General features: G+C 67.6%; 16 protein-coding genes. 5 read left to right on the top strand and 11 right to left on the bottom strand.

Annotation, left to right across the window (positions count from 1 at the left end):
• The first annotated feature begins 72 nt into the window (after window positions 1–72).
• The 4 genes from E3T42_RS06105 to E3T42_RS06090 all read left to right on the top strand — a co-directional run bounded on the left by E3T42_RS06105 (window position 73) and on the right by E3T42_RS06090 (window position 2,732).
• Window positions 73–546: an NfeD family protein gene (locus E3T42_RS06105; protein WP_134367165.1), complete on the top strand. Its 474-nt coding sequence runs from the start codon at window positions 73–75 to the stop codon at window positions 544–546.
• Window positions 543–1,502: an SPFH domain-containing protein gene (locus E3T42_RS06100; RefSeq protein ID WP_134402657.1), complete on the top strand. Its 960-nt coding sequence runs from the start codon at window positions 543–545 to the stop codon at window positions 1,500–1,502. Before E3T42_RS06105 ends, E3T42_RS06100 begins: the two co-directional genes overlap by 4 nt.
• A gap of 9 nt (window positions 1,503–1,511) precedes the next feature.
• Complete coding sequence (locus E3T42_RS06095; RefSeq protein ID WP_134367169.1) at window positions 1,512–2,276, top strand: glycerophosphodiester phosphodiesterase family protein; 765 nt, start codon at window positions 1,512–1,514, stop codon at window positions 2,274–2,276.
• 90 nt (window positions 2,277–2,366) lie between these two features.
• Window positions 2,367–2,732 carry an RNA polymerase-binding protein RbpA gene (locus E3T42_RS06090; protein ID WP_134367171.1) on the top strand — a complete coding sequence of 122 codons (366 nt, stop codon included), beginning with the start codon at window positions 2,367–2,369 and terminating at the stop codon, window positions 2,730–2,732.
• A 22-nt stretch (window positions 2,733–2,754) separates the two neighbouring features.
• Here the strand turns inward: E3T42_RS06090 and lnt are convergent, their stop codons facing one another.
• The 10 genes from lnt to E3T42_RS06040 all read right to left on the bottom strand — a co-directional run bounded on the left by lnt (window position 2,755) and on the right by E3T42_RS06040 (window position 13,220).
• Entirely contained in the window at window positions 2,755–4,344 is a 1,590-nt protein-coding gene (gene lnt / locus E3T42_RS06085) for an apolipoprotein N-acyltransferase (protein ID WP_134402656.1), read from the bottom strand.
• A gap of 9 nt (window positions 4,345–4,353) precedes the next feature.
• Window positions 4,354–6,813: an RNA helicase gene (locus E3T42_RS06080; RefSeq protein ID WP_134367175.1), complete on the bottom strand. Its 2,460-nt coding sequence runs from the start codon at window positions 6,811–6,813 to the stop codon at window positions 4,354–4,356.
• A 31-nt stretch (window positions 6,814–6,844) separates the two neighbouring features.
• The gene (tatC, locus tag E3T42_RS06075) at window positions 6,845–7,597 is read right to left on the bottom strand and encodes a twin-arginine translocase subunit TatC (RefSeq protein ID WP_134402665.1); all 753 of its coding nucleotides are present in this window, start codon (window positions 7,595–7,597) and stop codon (window positions 6,845–6,847) included.
• Between the two features lie 45 nt (window positions 7,598–7,642).
• Window positions 7,643–7,864, bottom strand: a complete 222-nt coding sequence (tatA, locus tag E3T42_RS06070) for a twin-arginine translocase TatA/TatE family subunit (RefSeq protein ID WP_134367177.1) — start codon at window positions 7,862–7,864, stop codon at window positions 7,643–7,645.
• Window positions 7,857–8,201 carry a hypothetical protein gene (locus tag E3T42_RS06065; protein ID WP_134367179.1) on the bottom strand — a complete coding sequence of 115 codons (345 nt, stop codon included), beginning with the start codon at window positions 8,199–8,201 and terminating at the stop codon, window positions 7,857–7,859. The genes tatA and E3T42_RS06065 overlap by 8 nt, the downstream gene beginning before the upstream one ends.
• Window positions 8,201–9,235 (bottom strand): YafY family protein, encoded by a 1,035-nt coding sequence (locus E3T42_RS06060; RefSeq protein ID WP_134367181.1) that lies wholly within the window; start codon window positions 9,233–9,235, stop codon window positions 8,201–8,203. The genes E3T42_RS06065 and E3T42_RS06060 overlap by 1 nt, the downstream gene beginning before the upstream one ends.
• Window positions 9,232–10,326: a YafY family protein gene (locus tag E3T42_RS06055; protein ID WP_134367183.1), complete on the bottom strand. Its 1,095-nt coding sequence runs from the start codon at window positions 10,324–10,326 to the stop codon at window positions 9,232–9,234. Before E3T42_RS06055 ends, E3T42_RS06060 begins: the two co-directional genes overlap by 4 nt.
• A 35-nt stretch (window positions 10,327–10,361) precedes the next feature.
• Window positions 10,362–11,327: an FKBP-type peptidyl-prolyl cis-trans isomerase gene (locus E3T42_RS06050; RefSeq protein WP_134367185.1), complete on the bottom strand. Its 966-nt coding sequence runs from the start codon at window positions 11,325–11,327 to the stop codon at window positions 10,362–10,364.
• An 82-nt stretch (window positions 11,328–11,409) separates the two neighbouring features.
• The gene (locus tag E3T42_RS06045; protein ID WP_134367186.1) at window positions 11,410–12,474 is read right to left on the bottom strand and encodes a tRNA (adenine-N1)-methyltransferase; all 1,065 of its coding nucleotides are present in this window, start codon (window positions 12,472–12,474) and stop codon (window positions 11,410–11,412) included.
• A 26-nt stretch (window positions 12,475–12,500) separates the two neighbouring features.
• Window positions 12,501–13,220, bottom strand: coding sequence for an HAD family phosphatase (locus tag E3T42_RS06040; protein ID WP_255572859.1), 720 nt, complete (start codon window positions 13,218–13,220; stop codon window positions 12,501–12,503).
• Between the two features lie 84 nt (window positions 13,221–13,304).
• Between E3T42_RS06040 and E3T42_RS06035 the strand changes: the two genes are divergently transcribed.
• On the top strand, window positions 13,305–14,258 hold the full coding sequence (locus E3T42_RS06035) for a proteasome assembly chaperone family protein (protein WP_134367188.1): 954 nt from the start codon (window positions 13,305–13,307) through the stop codon (window positions 14,256–14,258).
• 54 nt (window positions 14,259–14,312) lie between these two features.
• Here E3T42_RS06035 and mshC read toward each other — a convergent pair whose 3' ends face one another.
• Window positions 14,313–15,557 carry a cysteine--1-D-myo-inosityl 2-amino-2-deoxy-alpha-D-glucopyranoside ligase gene (gene mshC / locus E3T42_RS06030; protein WP_134367189.1) on the bottom strand — a complete coding sequence of 415 codons (1,245 nt, stop codon included), beginning with the start codon at window positions 15,555–15,557 and terminating at the stop codon, window positions 14,313–14,315.
• Between the last annotated feature and the right edge of the window lie 10 nt (window positions 15,558–15,567).

Raw genomic sequence — 15,567 nt, 5'->3', positions numbered from 1 at the left:
ACCAAGAAGCCTCCCTCCCCCGGTTCAGCCACCTGCTAGTTTCGAAGTGGAGAACAACCTGGAGGGGACGCCATGGACGCCTTTGCGTCGGAGTTCGCGTGGATCGTGTGGCTGGTACTCATCCTGCTGTTCGTGACGATGGAAATGGTCACCCTCGACCTGACGTTCCTGATGATCGCCGCCGGCAGCGTCGGCGGCCTCGCCTCCGCCCTGATCTGGGCCCCGTGGTGGCTGCAGCTGATCATCGCCGCCGTGGTGTCCATGGCACTCCTGTTCGGCATCAGACCGCCGTTGTTGCGCGTGCTCAGGCGTGGCGGAGACCCGGCCCGAACCAACGTCGACGCCTTACTGGGCATGGACGGGCGCGTCGTCAGCACCGTGGGGACGTCCGGCGGCCAGGTGCGACTCGCCAACGGCGAGACGTGGACGTCGCGGCTCTCCCCCGGTCTCGACCGACAGGTCGTCGAACCGGGCGAACGAGTTCTCGTCACTGCAATCGACGGGGCGACCGCAGTGGTCATCCCCGCGGAAAGGAAGCCGTCATGAGCGGTCTGGTCCCCCTCATTGTGCAGGTCGTGATCGGCATCGCCATCGCGGTGCTGGTCATCTTCGTCATCGTCACGCTGATCAAATCCATCCGGATCATCCCGCAGGCCAGCGCCGGCGTCGTGGAACGGCTCGGGCGGTACCACAAGACGCTGATGCCGGGACTGAACATCCTGATCCCGTTCGTCGACCGCCTCCGGCCCCTGATCGACATGCGCGAGCAGGTCGTGTCGTTCCCGCCCCAGCCGGTGATCACCGAGGACAATCTGGTGGTCTCCATTGACACGGTCGTCTATTTCCAGGTGACGGATGCCCGGGCGGCGACCTATGAGATCGCCAACTACCTCGGCGCGGTCGAGCAGCTCACCACGACGACGCTGCGCAACGTGGTCGGCGGGCTCAACCTCGAAGAGGCTCTGACCAGCCGGGACAACATCAACGGGCAGCTGCGCATCGTGCTCGATGAGGCGACCGGCAAATGGGGCATCCGGGTCGGACGGGTGGAACTGAAAGCCATCGACCCGCCCCTGTCCATCCAGGATTCGATGGAGAAGCAGATGCGGGCCGAGCGCGACCGCCGTGCGGTCATCCTCACCGCGGAGGGAACCAAGCAGTCCGCGATCCTGACCGCGGAGGGCGCCCGTCAGGCCGCCATCCTCTCGGCCGAAGGTGACGCGAAGGCCGCGGTCCTGCGCGCGCAGGGCGAGGCCGAGGCCATCACCACGGTCTTTAAGGCGATCCACGACGGTGACCCCGATCCGAAGCTCCTGGCCTACCAGTACCTGCTGACCCTTCCCAAGCTGGCCGAAGGCAGCGCGAACAAGCTCTGGATCGTTCCCAGCGAGCTCACGGAAGCCATGAAGGGCATCGGCCGTGCCTTCGGACAGAACCCGGCCCCCGGCTCCCCCGCCGGCCCGGCGGGTGCCGCTTCCGCCCCCAGCGCCCCCGAAGTGTAGGCAACCGGCATGACCCCTGGCGCCACGTCGCGTTTCCTGGACGGCGCCTCCCCCCGCGTGTTCGCCCACCGCGGCCTGGCTCTCGATGCGCCCGAGAACACGCTGCTGGCCTTCGCTCATGCGCTGGCGGCCGGCGCTACCCACATCGAGACGGATGTTCGCGCCACCGACGACGGCATCGCCGTGATCAGCCACGACGCCGACTTCGTGATCCCGGGCACGAGAATCCGGGTCGACAGCCTCACCATGGCCGAGCTCCACCGGATCAACCGGGGGCACGGCCAGTCGTTCTCCTCCCTGGGTGAGGGGCTGGACGCCTTCCCGGACGCCCGGTTCAACATCGACGTGAAATCGGAGGCCGCGATCGAGGCGACCGCTTTCGCGGTGCGGGACGCGAACGCGACGGGCCGGGTGCTGATCACGTCCTTCTCCGAGGACCGGCGGCGCCGCACGGCGGCGCTCCTCCCCGGGGTCGCGACCTCGCCGTCGGCATCCATCGTCGCGAGTGCGTTCGCGGCGGCCGAACTCGGACTCGGTGCGTCGCTGCGGCGTTCCCTGCACGGGTTCACCGCCGTGCAGGTCCCGGAAACGGTGCGCTTCCTGCGGATTCTGACCCCCCGCTTCATCCGCGCCGTGCACGCCGCCGGCGTGGAGGTGCACGTGTGGACCGTCAACGACCCCGCCGACATGAGCCGGCTGCTGGACCTGGGAATCGAAGGCCTCGTCACCGACCGGTGCGACCTCGCCGCAGCCGTGATCGCGGACCGAACCTGAGAGTTGTCACCGAGAAATTCCGTAACGGAAAGATAACGTCCAGCTTCATGGTTTAGAACTAGTAGTTGCATCGCGAGAGGAGACCACACGATGGCGGACCGCAGTTTGCGTGGCATGAGGTTAGGCGCACAAAGCCTTCAGAGCGAAGAGGGTGTCACCTTTTCACCACGAGTTAGTCACACGTATCTGTGTGCGACATGCGCACGGGAGACAGTCATGATCTTCTCGGCAGAGGCGGAAGCCCCCGACGAGTGGGAATGCCGCTTCTGTTCACAGACCGCTACCAGGCTGGTTGATTCCAAGCCGGTGATCGTCGACCACTCCGACGAGAAGGTCCCCCGCACGCACTGGGACATGCTCCTGGAGCGCCGCACCCGGGCCGAACTCGAGGAACTGCTCGAAGAGCGCCTGACGTTCCTGCGGCAACGCCGCGGCCAGCAGAAAATCGGTGCCTGACCGCATCCCTCTTCTTCTCATCTCACCTGCTACGCACCCGATTCCGTCGGGTGCGTAGTGCGTTAACCGGCGGCCGGACGCCACGTCGGGCGTTCACGGGATGCGCGTGCAGAATACACAGGGCCAATCCGGCCAGGCCGAGTCCGGCGACGAGCCACTCGACGCCCCGTCCCGCGGCCATGGCCGGGGTCACCACGGTGCTGAGCGGGACTTCCTGCACCATCGCGCCCGGGGTCCAGGTCGGCAGCCTGTCGATCGTGCGTCCGTCGGGGCCGATGATCGCGCTGGTGCCGACGGTCGAGATGTTGACGACGGTGCGGCCGGCCTCGATGGCGCGGAGACGGGCGATGGCCAGCTGCTGGACGCTCTCGTCGGTGTGTCCGAAATCGGCATTGTTGGTCTGCGCCAGGATGATCTGGGCTTTGTCGTCGATCATCTCGTGCACGAGCTGATCGTCGGCGATATCGAAGCAGATTGCGATGCCGGCGATGATCCCATTGATGTCGAAGACGTTGTCCCGGGTGCCGATGGCGTAGTCGCGGGAGATCAGGTCGATCAGCTCCGGGGCGAACGGTCGCCAGAATGCCCGGTCGGGCATGTACTCGGCGAACGGAACGGGGTGCACCTTGTCGTAGATGTCCACGGCACCCTCACCGTTTTTCCAGAGCAGCGAGCTGTTGTAGAACCGGTCCCCTCGAGCGGTGATGGTGCCGGTGATGATCGGCACCCCCATTTCCCGGCTGAGATAGTCCAGGACACGCGCCGCAACCGGCGATCGGAGCGGATCGATGTCGCTGCCGTTCTCTGGCCAGACCACGAAGTCGACCTTCTGGCCGATCAGCGGCAGGGTCGCCGAGGTGTGATCGGCCAGGATCTGGCCCGGGGAGTACTGCGCGAAGAGCCCGGCGTCGGAGGCGCCCTGCACCGCAGCGAGACGGGTGGTACCGGATTGGATGACGGGAAACGCCGGGATCACCAGGAGCACGGCGATGGCGCCGACCGCGATGCCCGCACGCACAGGGGCATCGACGTCGACCTCCCGCAGGAGCTGGACCACCAGGGCGCTGAGCCAGACCAGGAGGAAGCTCAGACCTGACATGCCCACCCAGGCGACGAGCCCATTGAAGGGGCTCTCTGACTGGGACAGGGCCACCCGTCCCCACGCGAACCCGCCATACGGCCAGACCGCCGAGATCGCCTCCCGCGCCGTCCACAGGCCGGCCACGACCATGGGAACGACGAAGAGGCGGCCGGCGACCCCGGGCCAGACCCGCGGGCCGACCCGGAGGACGATGCCGATCATCGCCAGGCTGAGCCCGAAGAAGATCGATTCGAGACCGGCCAGGGCCAGCCACGGCACCGGTCCGAGGTAGAGCGTGAGCCAGCTGATGTGGATCATCCAGAACGACGATCCCGCGACCATGCCGACCAGGAGCCCGGCCCAGGGACCCCGGCCGAGCAGGGCCACGAACATGAGGGTCACCCCGACGGGCGCCAGAATCCACCACGACCGGTCCGGGAAGCCCGCGTCGAGAATCGCGCCGGCGGCGGCAGCGAGCGGAATGGATGCCTGCAGCGGCAGGGCCAGCCGCCGTTCGGTCCCCTGGATCACCTGACCAGCCTAAACGACGGAGGAATAGGCGACGATGCCGCGCCGGATCGCGTCCATGGCCTGCCGGGCGGTGCGGCCGACCGGGTCGTCGGCGACGACGGAGAGCTGGTCTAGTAGATCGATCGTCTGCTTCGTCCACCGCACGAAATCCCCGGCGGCCATTTCCGCCTCGTCGAGCACGTCGACGAGGGAGCCTCCCCGCGCCCACTTCCAGATGGCGAGACTCAGTCCCACTGCCAGTGGGTTGCTCCCGGGGAGCTTGTTCTCACGTTCGAGGTCGTCGAGCCGGCTCCAGAGGTCCTGCGTATCGTGGAGGGCCTCCCGGAAGGGCCCCTTCGGCAGGTACCGTTCGTCGATCAGGCCTTCGTCGCGGCGGGGCTCGAAGACGAGCGCGCACGCCATCGCGGCCAGACCGGCCGGGTCCAGGCCGGACCAGAGTCCACGGCGCAGCGATTCGGCGACCAGCAGGTCCCGGTCCGCGTAGATGCGCCGCAGGATGAGCCCGCTCGGGCTGAGGCCGACCCCGGTGGGGACTTCTACGAGGTAACCGTACCCGAGGAGCACATCGGTCACCCGGTCGAAGATGCGGGCGACGGCGCCGGTGCGGGTCGTGATCTGATGGGTGAGCGCATCCGTGTCGCGTCTGAGCTTCCACCACCGCTGGGCCCACCGCGCGTGCTGCTCGCGCTCCGGGCAATTGTGGCACGGGTGGGCGCGCATCCGCTTGCGCAGGCCGGCCAGCTCGTGCTGGCGACGTTCCCGCGCGGCACGGGCACCGGTCTCCCCGGCCGCGGTTTCCCGCTCCACCTTGGTCAGCCGGCGCCGGATGGCCGAGTAGGCGGTGAAGTCACCCAGATGGCACTCCATGGCCGTCGCGAACCCGGCCAGGGACTGCTCCTGTTGGCGCACCTTGCGGGCCAGGTCGACGACGGCGCGGTCGGCCTGGAACTGGGCGAACGAGGATTCGAGCACGTCGCGGGTGTGTTCCCGGCCGAACTGCTCGATCAGGTTGACCGCCATGTTGTAGGTGGGCTTGAAACTGGAGTTGAGCGGGTAGGTGCGCCGAGACGCGAGGGATGCCACGGTCTGCGGGTCGAGGCCCTGCGCCCACTGAATCACCGAGTGTCCTTCGACGTCGATGCCGCGGCGGCCCGCCCGCCCGGTGAGTTGCGTGTACTCCCCCGGCGTGATCGGGACCCTGGCTTCGCCGTTGAACTTCTCCAGCTTGTCGAGCACGACCGTGCGTGCGGGCATGTTGATGCCCAGGGCGAGCGTCTCCGTTGCGAAGACCGCCTTCACCAGCTTCTTCTGGAAGAGCTCCTCGACCACCTCCTTGAACGCCGGCAGCAGCCCGGCGTGGTGCGCGGCGACGCCGCGCTCCAGGCCGTCGAGCCATTCGAAGTAGCCCAGGACGCCCAGGTCCTCGTCGAGCAAGGTGCGGCAGCGTTCATCGACGATCTGGCGGATCTCCTCACGCTCCTGCGCGTCGGTGAGCCGGACCCCGGCGCGCAGAACCTGGCGCACGGCCTGGTCGCAGCCGACCCGGCTGAAAATAAAGAAGATCGCCGGAAGCAGGTGCTTGCCCTCGAGCAGGCGCACGATCTCGGAGCGATCCATCCGGCCGGCCTCGAATCCGCCCCGCTGATGCTGGGGCCCCCTTCCCCGGTCGCCGGCCCGGTCACCACCCCGGCGGCCGTTCGGGGACCGGAGCGCGGCGCCGCGCCCGCCGGACTGGGACAGGCGGACCAGCTCCGGGTTCACCCGGTGGGTGCCGGCCAGCCCGGCGGCGTCGAACAGGTCGAGCATCTTGCTCTTGACCAGCACGTGCTGCTCGAGCGGGACCGGCCGCTCCTCGGACACGATCACATCCGTCTCGCCCCGCACCGCCTGCAGCCAGTCACCGAACTCCTCGGCGTTGGAGACCGTGGCGCTCAAGGACACCATCCGCACCTGCTGCGGCAGGTGGATGATGACTTCCTCCCACACTGCTCCGCGGAAACGATCCGCCAGGAAGTGAACCTCGTCCAGGACGACGAAGGCCAGGTTGGTGAGCAGGTCGGAATCCGCGTAGAGCATGTTGCGCAGCACTTCGGTGGTCATGACGACGATGCGGGCCTGCGGGTTGACGTTCGTGTCGCCCGTGAGAAGGCCCACCTCATCCGCCCCGTACTCCGCGACGAGTTCCTGGAATTTCTGGTTGCTCAGCGCCTTCATCGGCGCCGTGTAGAAGACCTTTTTCGCCGGGCTCTGCATCGCCAGGTAGATCGCGAACTCCGCGATCAGGGTCTTTCCCGCACCGGTGGGCGCGGCGACCAGCACGCTGTTCCCGTCTTCGAGGGACGCGCAGGCCGCCAGCTGGAAGGGATCCAGCTCGAACCGGAGGCCGGACCGGAACAGCTCCAATTGCGGACGGCCAGCGCGGGCCCGGGCGGAGGCGTAGCGCTCGGCCGGTGACTGCAGGGAGGTCATCGGATGCACGGAATTGTCATAGTGGGGCGCCCTAGAGCGCCAGCTCCTGATCGAGGGCACGGGCGCGCCTAGCGGCGCGGCGGTCGTGAAGGAAAGCGATGCCGTAAGCGGCGAAGTAGAGAACGACCATCGGGATGGCCAGCAGGAACATGGAGACCACGTCCGCGGCGGGAGTGGCGATGGCCGTGAACAGGACGATCACGAGGATGGCCACGCGCCAGGACTTGATGATCGACGCGGCGCTGATCACGCCGGCCAGGTTGAGCAGCACGATGAAAACGGGCAGGACGAAGGCGACGCCGATGGCGATCATGAGCTTGAGAACGAAGTCCAAATAGTTCTGCGCCACGATCAGCGCGGCGTCTTCCTTCGGCGCGAAACTGGTCATCAGCCCGACGACGTTCGGCAGCACGTACCAGCCGGCCGCGCATCCGGCCAGGAACAGCGGAATAGCGGTGAACAGGAAGCCGAAGGTGTACTGCTTCTCCTTGCGGGTCAGCCCTGGCGTGAGGAAAGCGAAGATCTGGTAGAGCCAGACCGGGCTGGACACGATCAGGCCGACATAGAAGGAGATCTTCAGCTTGAGATCGAAAGCCGAGGTGATGTCCGGGTAGTTGAGCTGGGCGTTGCGGTTTTGCGCCTCAACGATCGCGTAGATCGGTTCGCGCAGCGAGTCCCACACGAAATCGGACAGGAACCAGCCGATGACCGTCCCGACCGCGATACCGGCCGCAGCCCAGAACAGACGCTTGCGCAACTCGAGCAGATGCTGCCCGAGCGACATCTTGCCGTCGTTGGTCTCACGCCGAGGAGTACGCCCCGCCACGGACTACGACTTCGTCGTGGGGTCCGACGGCCCCGCGGCCTTCGTGGAACCGTCAGCGTGGGGCGCCAGGTCGGTTTCGTCCTTGTCGCTCTTGATCTCGTTCTTGAAGATCTTCATCGACTGACCGAGGCTGCGGGCGAGGCCGGGAAGCTTGGGGGCGCCGAACAGAAGCAGAACGATGACGAGGATGATCAGGAAGTGCCATCCGGTCAGGTTGTTAAGCATCAGGGTCTGTCCTTCGGTTCAAGGGAACATGTTGCAACAGTTTACCTCTGGCGATCAAGGAGTCCCGACGCGCCTGTCGGCGGTGCTGCCGCTCATCGCGGAGGAGCTCGACGGCGAGCTGGAGGTCCTCACGGTTCTGGAAGATTCCCGGCCGGAATTGAGCCTGCTCCGGCGGGGCCTGGTCCCGGCCCAACGCGGCCACCTGGTCGCCCAGGTCCCTGAGCGCGTCCACCGTGGCCATCAGCTTCTTGAACAGGCTGAAGCCGAACCAGGCCAGTGTGCCGAGGAGGCCGAGAATCAGCCCGCTCCAGATCAGGGCCCATGACCACCAAGGCATCAGCGGATCCCCCCGACTGGCGGGGCATTGTCGTCGCCAGTGGCCCAGTCAGGCGCCTCGTCGTAGGCCTGTACGCCCGCACCGGCCCAGTCCCGCACCGCTTTCCGCGCCTCGGCCGGGCCGACGACGGTCACGACTCCGGCAAGCCCGGAGACGAGCCGCTTCAGCCCGTGATAGTGCGCCACCCTGACGGTCAGGCGCACCTGCTCGGCGGGGAGGCCGCTATCCGTTTCAGCCCTCTGCGGGGAGAAGTCGGCCAGCAGGGGCACGGCCGATATCGGCAGTTCGACCACGACGTCGAGGTCGGAGGCAGACCCCTCGAACAGGTTCTCCGGAAGGACGACATCATCGGGGCGCGGGGTGGTCGGCAGCGTAGTGGTCTGCAGGTCGCTCATCCGGTCAAGCCGGAAGGTGCGGATGGCGCCGCGCAGGTGGCACCAGCCGCGCAGGTACCAGTCACGGTCAACGGATTCGACGCGCCACGGATCGACCCGCCGCTTCTCCTGCGTGCCCCGGGCGTTGAGGTAATCGAATTCGACTTGCACCCCGTCGCGGACCGCGGACTGGATGATCGTGATCGCGGTGCCCGAATCGGTGCGGGCTACGGCGACCTGGGTGGGAGCGGCGGAAGCGCTGCGGGTGAGCTTCGCCATCAGTGAGGCGATCGCCTCGCTGTCGGCGTTCTCCGGCAGCGAGGACAGATATTGGAGTCCTGCGATCAAAGCGGCGGCCTCGCGGGCCGAGAATCGCGGGGAGTCGTCGATGGCCACGAGGTGGGTGAGGGCGATGGTGTCGTTGGTCTCGAACTCCTCCCAGTGGATGTCGAAGAGGTCGCCGTGCTGGTACTGCCGGCTCTCTCCGGGGACGCCCGACACCGCAATCAGACTCACCGCGTCGCGGACGAGTTGCGGCGCCACACCGAAGTGATCGGCGACATCCGTGACACTGATGCTGTCTCGGTCCATCAGGTAGGGAACCAGCGACAGGAGGAAAGTCAGCTTGTCGGATGCTCCGGGCATGACGAGGGCGCTCATCTCGGTTCTCCCTCGCTGGACGGGTCGGTGCCGGCGGGGTCGGTGCTGGACGGGTCGGTGCTGGACGGGTCGGTGCTGGACGGGTCGGTGTGGGCGTCCCTCACACCGATGAGGCGAGTCAGGACCGCGTCCCGGAGCGACGCCGGAGAACGCACGAGCACCTCGGGTCCGTAACCGGCCAATTCGTCCGCGAGCACATTGAGATCCGTATAGTGCAGCGCGATGGCCGACACGGCGGCGGGATCGGTGTTCCCGGAGCTTCGTTTGGAGAGCCGGACCGCGGCATCGCTGCCGGGACGCACCGTGACCTCGGCGACCTGCGCGTGCCACAGCGCGTCGAGTTCCCGCAGGGCTTCCTGCCCTTTGCCGTCGCCGTCCGGCACGAAGGATTCACCGGGCACGGTGACCACCGGACCGACGATGCGCGACAGCAGGAACGTGCGGGTCGCGTCGGCCTCCGTGTCCCGGCCGAAGAGATGCCAGCGACCGTCGTGCAGCACGACGGCCTGCGGGGCGACCCGGCGTCGGCGCGGCGATTCCTCGCCCGGTTTGAGGTAGAGGAAGGAGACCACGTGGCCGCGGTCCATGGCTTTGCTGAGCGGTTCGAACGAGGCCTCCCTCACGCGGAGGGAGGGGGAATAGCCGAGCACGGGATCGCTCGCGTCAACGCCCAGCGAGTGGAGCTTGGTCAGGGCTCGCCTCGATTCCGCGGACAGCGACCCTTCCCGCCACACGGTCGACGCGAGCTTGAGCAGGGTCAGCTCTTCGGCGCTGAAGGACACGTCCGCCGGGAGGTCGTAGAGGCCTTTGGGGATCCGGTAGCGCAGATGGTGGTTGCTGCCGGGGTCGTCAGGCGGCTCCACGGTCTCGAGCGGGATGCCCAGTTCGCGGATGTCGTCCTTGTCCCGCTCAAACTGGCGCTCGAGGCTGGCGTTGTCCCCGCCCGGGGCATACCGCTGGCGGTAGCCCTGGACATTGGACAGGATGTCGGCCTTCGTCAGCCCGATCTCGGTCGCGATCAGCGCGAGTACGAGGCTGAACAGGCGTTCTTCGACCGAAACACGGCTGGGTTGATCGGGAATGGGCGGCACGCTGCGAGTCTATCGGCCCGTCCCCGTCGCGGGGTTTAGCCGATGCCGAGGATGTCGACGACGAAGACCAGCGTCGATCCGGCCGGGATCGAGCCCTGTGCCGAGTCGCCGTACCCCTCGTCCGGAGGGATGACCGCGACGATCTGGGAGCCGACCGTCTGCCCGATGAGAGCCTTCGCGAACCCGGGGATGACCCCGGCCTGCGTCGCTGATCCGACCGCCGCCACGAGAGTGGCCGGTGCGCCGTTGGCCCAGCTCGAGTCGAAGACGGTCTTCTGGTCCCAGACGACTCCGGTGTAGTGCACGGTGACGTTGTCACCCTCGGCCGCCTCCGCGCCGTTCCCCTTCTTGAGGACACCGATCTGCAGTTTCGCCGGCGGAGCACCGGACGGGATGGTGATGCCGGGCGTGCCGTCCTCGGCCAGCACGACGGCCGGGAGACCGTTCGCCACGGGCTGGCTGGCGCCGTCGGCGCGCGGCAGGTAGGCCTTGACGACATCGGCGACGAAGATCAAGGAATCGTCCTTGCCCACACCGAACTGTTCGCTGCCGCCCTGCGGCCCGAAAGCGTCTTCCGGAGCGACGACGACGACCATTCTCGATCCCACCTGGGCGCAGAGGAGGCCGTCCGTCAGGCCCTTGAGCGGGGCATCGGCCAGAACATAGTTCGTCTGCGAGGTGCCGTCATACGCGCTCTTTTCGATCACGGCGCCCGTGGTTCCGTTGTAGATGCTGAGTTCGAGCGTGACCTGCTGGCCGTGAACGAGGCCCGCCCCGCTGCCGTCGATGACCTCGCTGGCCTGGGTGGTCGTGGTCTTCACCGGCGTGGGGAAGTCGACCGTGGGGGCCTTGCCGAAGTCGCCGTCTACCGTGACGAGCTTCGTTGCGGCACCCGCCGAAACGGGAGCGTCGCAGTCCGCGGCCGAACCGGTGGTGCTGCAGCCGGTGAGGGCCGCGACCAGCAGTCCTGCCGAGGCGATGAGGGCAGAAGCTCTACGCACGAGTTCTCATTTCAGTCTGGGGCGCAATAAGTGCTGGATGGTGCGGGAAAGTGCCGGGGCCCGATGGCAGGCCGATATAATCCTATCCGGCGTCGGGGGTGGCCTCGTCGGCGTCCGAGGCCACGCCAGAGGGCACGGTCGCGGGCTCGCCCGGGTTGAGGTCCCTGGCCTTGGAGATGGCCGCGCCCGACTCCGCGATCCGCACGCGTTTGCGCATGACCTTCGAGCTCACGCTGCGTTCGCCGAGGGCGCCCGGAGTCCAGGCCTCCACGTCCGCGTCGGAGAAGTCGGTCTTGGACGGCCGGCGTTTGAGTTCGGGCAGAATCGTGTCCGGCGCGAGGCGTCGGGCGGTGATCAGAAAACCGGTGTGGCCGATCATGCGGTGATCCGGGCGTACGGCGAGACCCTCGACGTGCCAGCCCCGCACCATCGTCTCGTTGGAGTCCGGGTTGGTGTAGAGCCCGGTGCCGCGGATGGCCTCGGCCACCCGGGAGAGCTGGGTCACGGTGGCCACGTAGCAGAGCAGCACTCCCCCGGGCTTGAGGGCCTCGGAGACCGCCTCGAGGCACTCCCATGGGGCGAGCATGTCGAGCACGACCCGGTCCACACTCTGAGAGGGCATGGTGCCCGGCAGGGTGTCCGCGAGGTCACCGAGGGTGATCGACCAGTTCAACGGGTCGTGCCCGAGGAAGGTGGCGATGTTATCGCGCGCGACATCCGCGAACTCGCCGCGTCGTTCAAACGACGCCAGCCGGCCCGCCGGGCCGATGGCGCGCAGCAGCCACAGCGACAGCGCCCCGGAACCGACGCCGGCTTCGACCACCGTCGCGCCGGGGAAGATGTCCGCCTGGGCGATGATCTGGGCGGCGTCCTTGGGGTAGATGATCGCCGCGCCGCGCGGCATCGACATCACGAAGTCGTTCAGCAGCGGGCGCAGGGCCAGGTGCTCCACCCCGACGTTGTTCGTGACGACCGACCCGTCTGGGAGGCCGATGATGTCGTCGTGGGCCAGGATGCCGCGGTGAGTGTGGAACACCTTCCCCGGTTCCAGGGTGATCGTGTTCAGTTTGTTCTTGGGGCCGGTCAGCTGCACCCGGTCACCGATCCGAAAGGGTCCGCTGTTCTGGATGACCTGGTTGTCGCTCATGCGTGGATTACGTCCTTGTTCTTGGCTCATTCAGAATCGGTCACAGTCAGTGGCAGTGCGGCGGAGCCGCGGCGGGCGCCGAACAGGTCGGTGAACCCGTCGAGGGAACGGCCGGACAGGGTCGACCAGAGGTCGTAGTGCGCGCTTTCCGGCAGGGTGACCATGTGCGGTACCCCGAGGACGACCGCCCCGGAGGCCACCGCCGCGGCGATGCCCGGCACGGAGTCTTCCACGGCCATGCACCGGCCCGCGTCGACGCGCAGCCGCCCGGCAGCGGACAGATAGGCCTCGGGGTGCGGCTTGCTGTTGGCAACCATGTCCCCGGCGACGATGGCATCGAAGGCGGGGAAGCCGACGAAGTCGGCGACCTGGCGCGCCATCCGTTCCACCGACGAGGTCACGAGGGCCATCGGTATCCCCGCACCCTTGAGCGCGGTCAGCATCTCCAGCGCGCCGGGGCGCCAGGGGGCGCCGAGCTCCTGGAGGAGTTCCTGAACCCGGTCGGTCAGCGTCTGCACGATCACCTCGGCGTCGAGTTCGACGCCGCGTCCCTGCAGGATGGATGCCGAACCCCAGAGCCCGGCCCCGACCAGCAGCATCCCGTCGTCGTGGGTCCAGACTCCCCCGAAGGACTCCACCAGCTCCGTCTCGGCGCGCATCCAGTATGGCTCGGAGTCGACGATGGTCCCGTCCATATCCCAGAGCACGGCCGCGGGCAGGACGGAATTCGTTCGGATCAGGTTCACGGGGTTCAAGTGTAAGGGGCACGGCCTATCCTTGACTGATGGTGCGCCGCGCGGGGCACCACCAGTCGAACGGGGTTTCAGACAGTGACAGAGGCTAATGGGTTCCTCAACGGGCGACTCCTGGTGGTGGCGTTCGAAGGCTGGAATGACGCCGGTGAGGCGGCGACCGGCGCTGTGGACACCCTGAAAGACCTGCTCGATGTCGCTCCGCTGATGGAGATCGACCCGGAAACCTATTTCGACTACCAGTTCAACCGGCCCACGATTTCCGCAGGTGGAGAAGACGGCCGCCGCAAGCTCGAGTGGCCGGGCGCCGTGCTCTACGGGCCGACCACCCCCGCCGAGGCCGGGGCGCCCCTGGCCGCCGACGCCGAACTGCGGGTGAGCGGCACGAACGCGGGCAACATTTACCTGCTCCTCGGTACGGAGCCGTCCCGCAGTTGGAAGAGCTTCGCCGCGGAGATCCTGGATGCGGCCCTCGCGGCCGACGTCGGAGGCATCGTCTTCCTCGGCGCGATGCTGGCGGATGTGCCCCACACCCGGCCGATCTCCATCTTCGTCTCCAGCGACAACCCGCAGGTGCGGATGGAACTGCAGATCGAACGCAGCACCTACGAGGGCCCCGTCGGCATCCTGAGCGTGCTTGCGATCGCTGCGGAGGAGGTCGGGATTCCGACTCTCTCGATTTGGGCATCCGTTCCCCACTACGTGCACAACGCGCCCTCCCCCAAGGCGATGCTCGCCCTGATCGACAAACTGGAGGAGATCATCGACGTCGTGATCCCCCGTGGTGACCTCGTCACCGAGGCCGAGGAGTGGCAGAGCGGCATCGACACCCTCGCCGCGGAAGACGACGAGATGGCCGCGTACATCGCGCAGCTCGAACAGGCCCGAGACACGGTCGACTCCCCCGAGGCCAGCGGTGAGGCGATCGCGCAGGAATTCGAGAAGTACCTTCGTAAGCGCGGCGACGGGCGCGACGGCCGCCCGGATGGCCGTGAGGGTCGTTCCGGCCCCGACGGGCCGCGCCAGCAGTAGACGCAGGCAGAAGGTCGCCGGGCCTTCAGTGCGGGTCGCGGGCCTTCAATGCGGTCAGAGCGCCACGCCGAGCAGGGCGTCGATGGCCACGGCCAGCAGCGCCGGTTCGGTGACCGGGCTGAGAACGGCGTCGTCCAGGATGCTCAGCGCGCCGGGGGTGTCCAGATCGGCACCCAGGGTCAGCCTGAGCTGGGCGATGACCGTTTGCGTGTCCACGACGCCGACCACGTGACCGGGGCCGAAGGCGACGCTCCAGGCTGCGAGACGCGACTCTGCCCGCAGCAGGTGCTGGTCGGTCCATTCCCAGTCGGTGCGGTAGTGCTCTGCCAGCAGGGCCAGGCGGATGGCTCGGGGGTCGGTGCCGGCCGCGCGCAGCGCCGACACGAGCACCAGGTTGCCCAGTGACTTGCTCATTTTCTCGCCCTGGTAGGCGACCATCCCGGTGTGGCTGTAGACGCCAGCGAGGGGATGACCCGACAGGGCTGCCGCGTGCCCGGCACTCATGTCGTGGTGGGGGAAGATCAGGTCGCTCCCCCCGCCCTGCACGGTGAAGTCCGTGCCGAGTTCCTTGAGGGCGATCACCGAGCATTCGATGTGCCAGCCGGGCCGGCCGGCCCCGACCCGGGACGGCCAGGACGGCTCGTCCGGCCGCGCTGAGCGCCAGAGCAGCGGGTCGAGCGCATCCCGCTTGCCCGGGCGGTCGGGGTCTCCGCCGCGCTCCGCGAACAGGGCGAGCATATCGCCACGAGCGAGGTTGCTCTCGTCGCCGAGTTTCCACGGCGCCTTGCCCTCGGCCGCGGAAATGTCGAAGTAGATGTCTGAGCCAGCCGCGCCGGAAGTCGGAACGGCGTAGGCGACGCCGGAATCCCAGAGCTGGGAGACCGCATCGGCGATCTCGTCGATGACCTCGGTCACGGCGACGTAGTCGTTCGGGGGCAGTATCCCCAGCGCCTCCATATCGGTGCGGAACAGGTCCACCTGGGATTCCGCGAGCTCTTGCCAGTCGACTCCGGTTGCGGCGGCCCGCTCGAGCAGCGGGTCGTCGACGTCGGTGACGTTCTGGGCGTAGTGCACCCGGTAGCCGCCGTCCAGCCAGATCCGCTGCAGGGTGTCGAAGGCCAGGTAGGTGGCGGCATGCCCGAGGTGGGTGGCGTCGTAGGGGGTGATTCCGCACACGTAGAGGCGCGCGACATCCGTGGGGCGTGCCTCGACCAGCACGTCGGCGGCGGTGTCGTGCAGCCAGGGTGCGCCGGACTGACCGGGGAGTGGGGGGATTTCGGGTCGTTGCCAGGCGCGCATCCCCCCAGCC

The sequence above is a fragment of the Cryobacterium sp. TMT4-10 genome (assembly GCF_004403275.1).
Lineage (GTDB): Bacteria > Actinomycetota > Actinomycetes > Actinomycetales > Microbacteriaceae > Cryobacterium > Cryobacterium shii.
The sequence above is the reverse complement of the archived record's forward strand: the minus strand, read 5'-3'. Positions and strand labels throughout refer to the sequence as shown.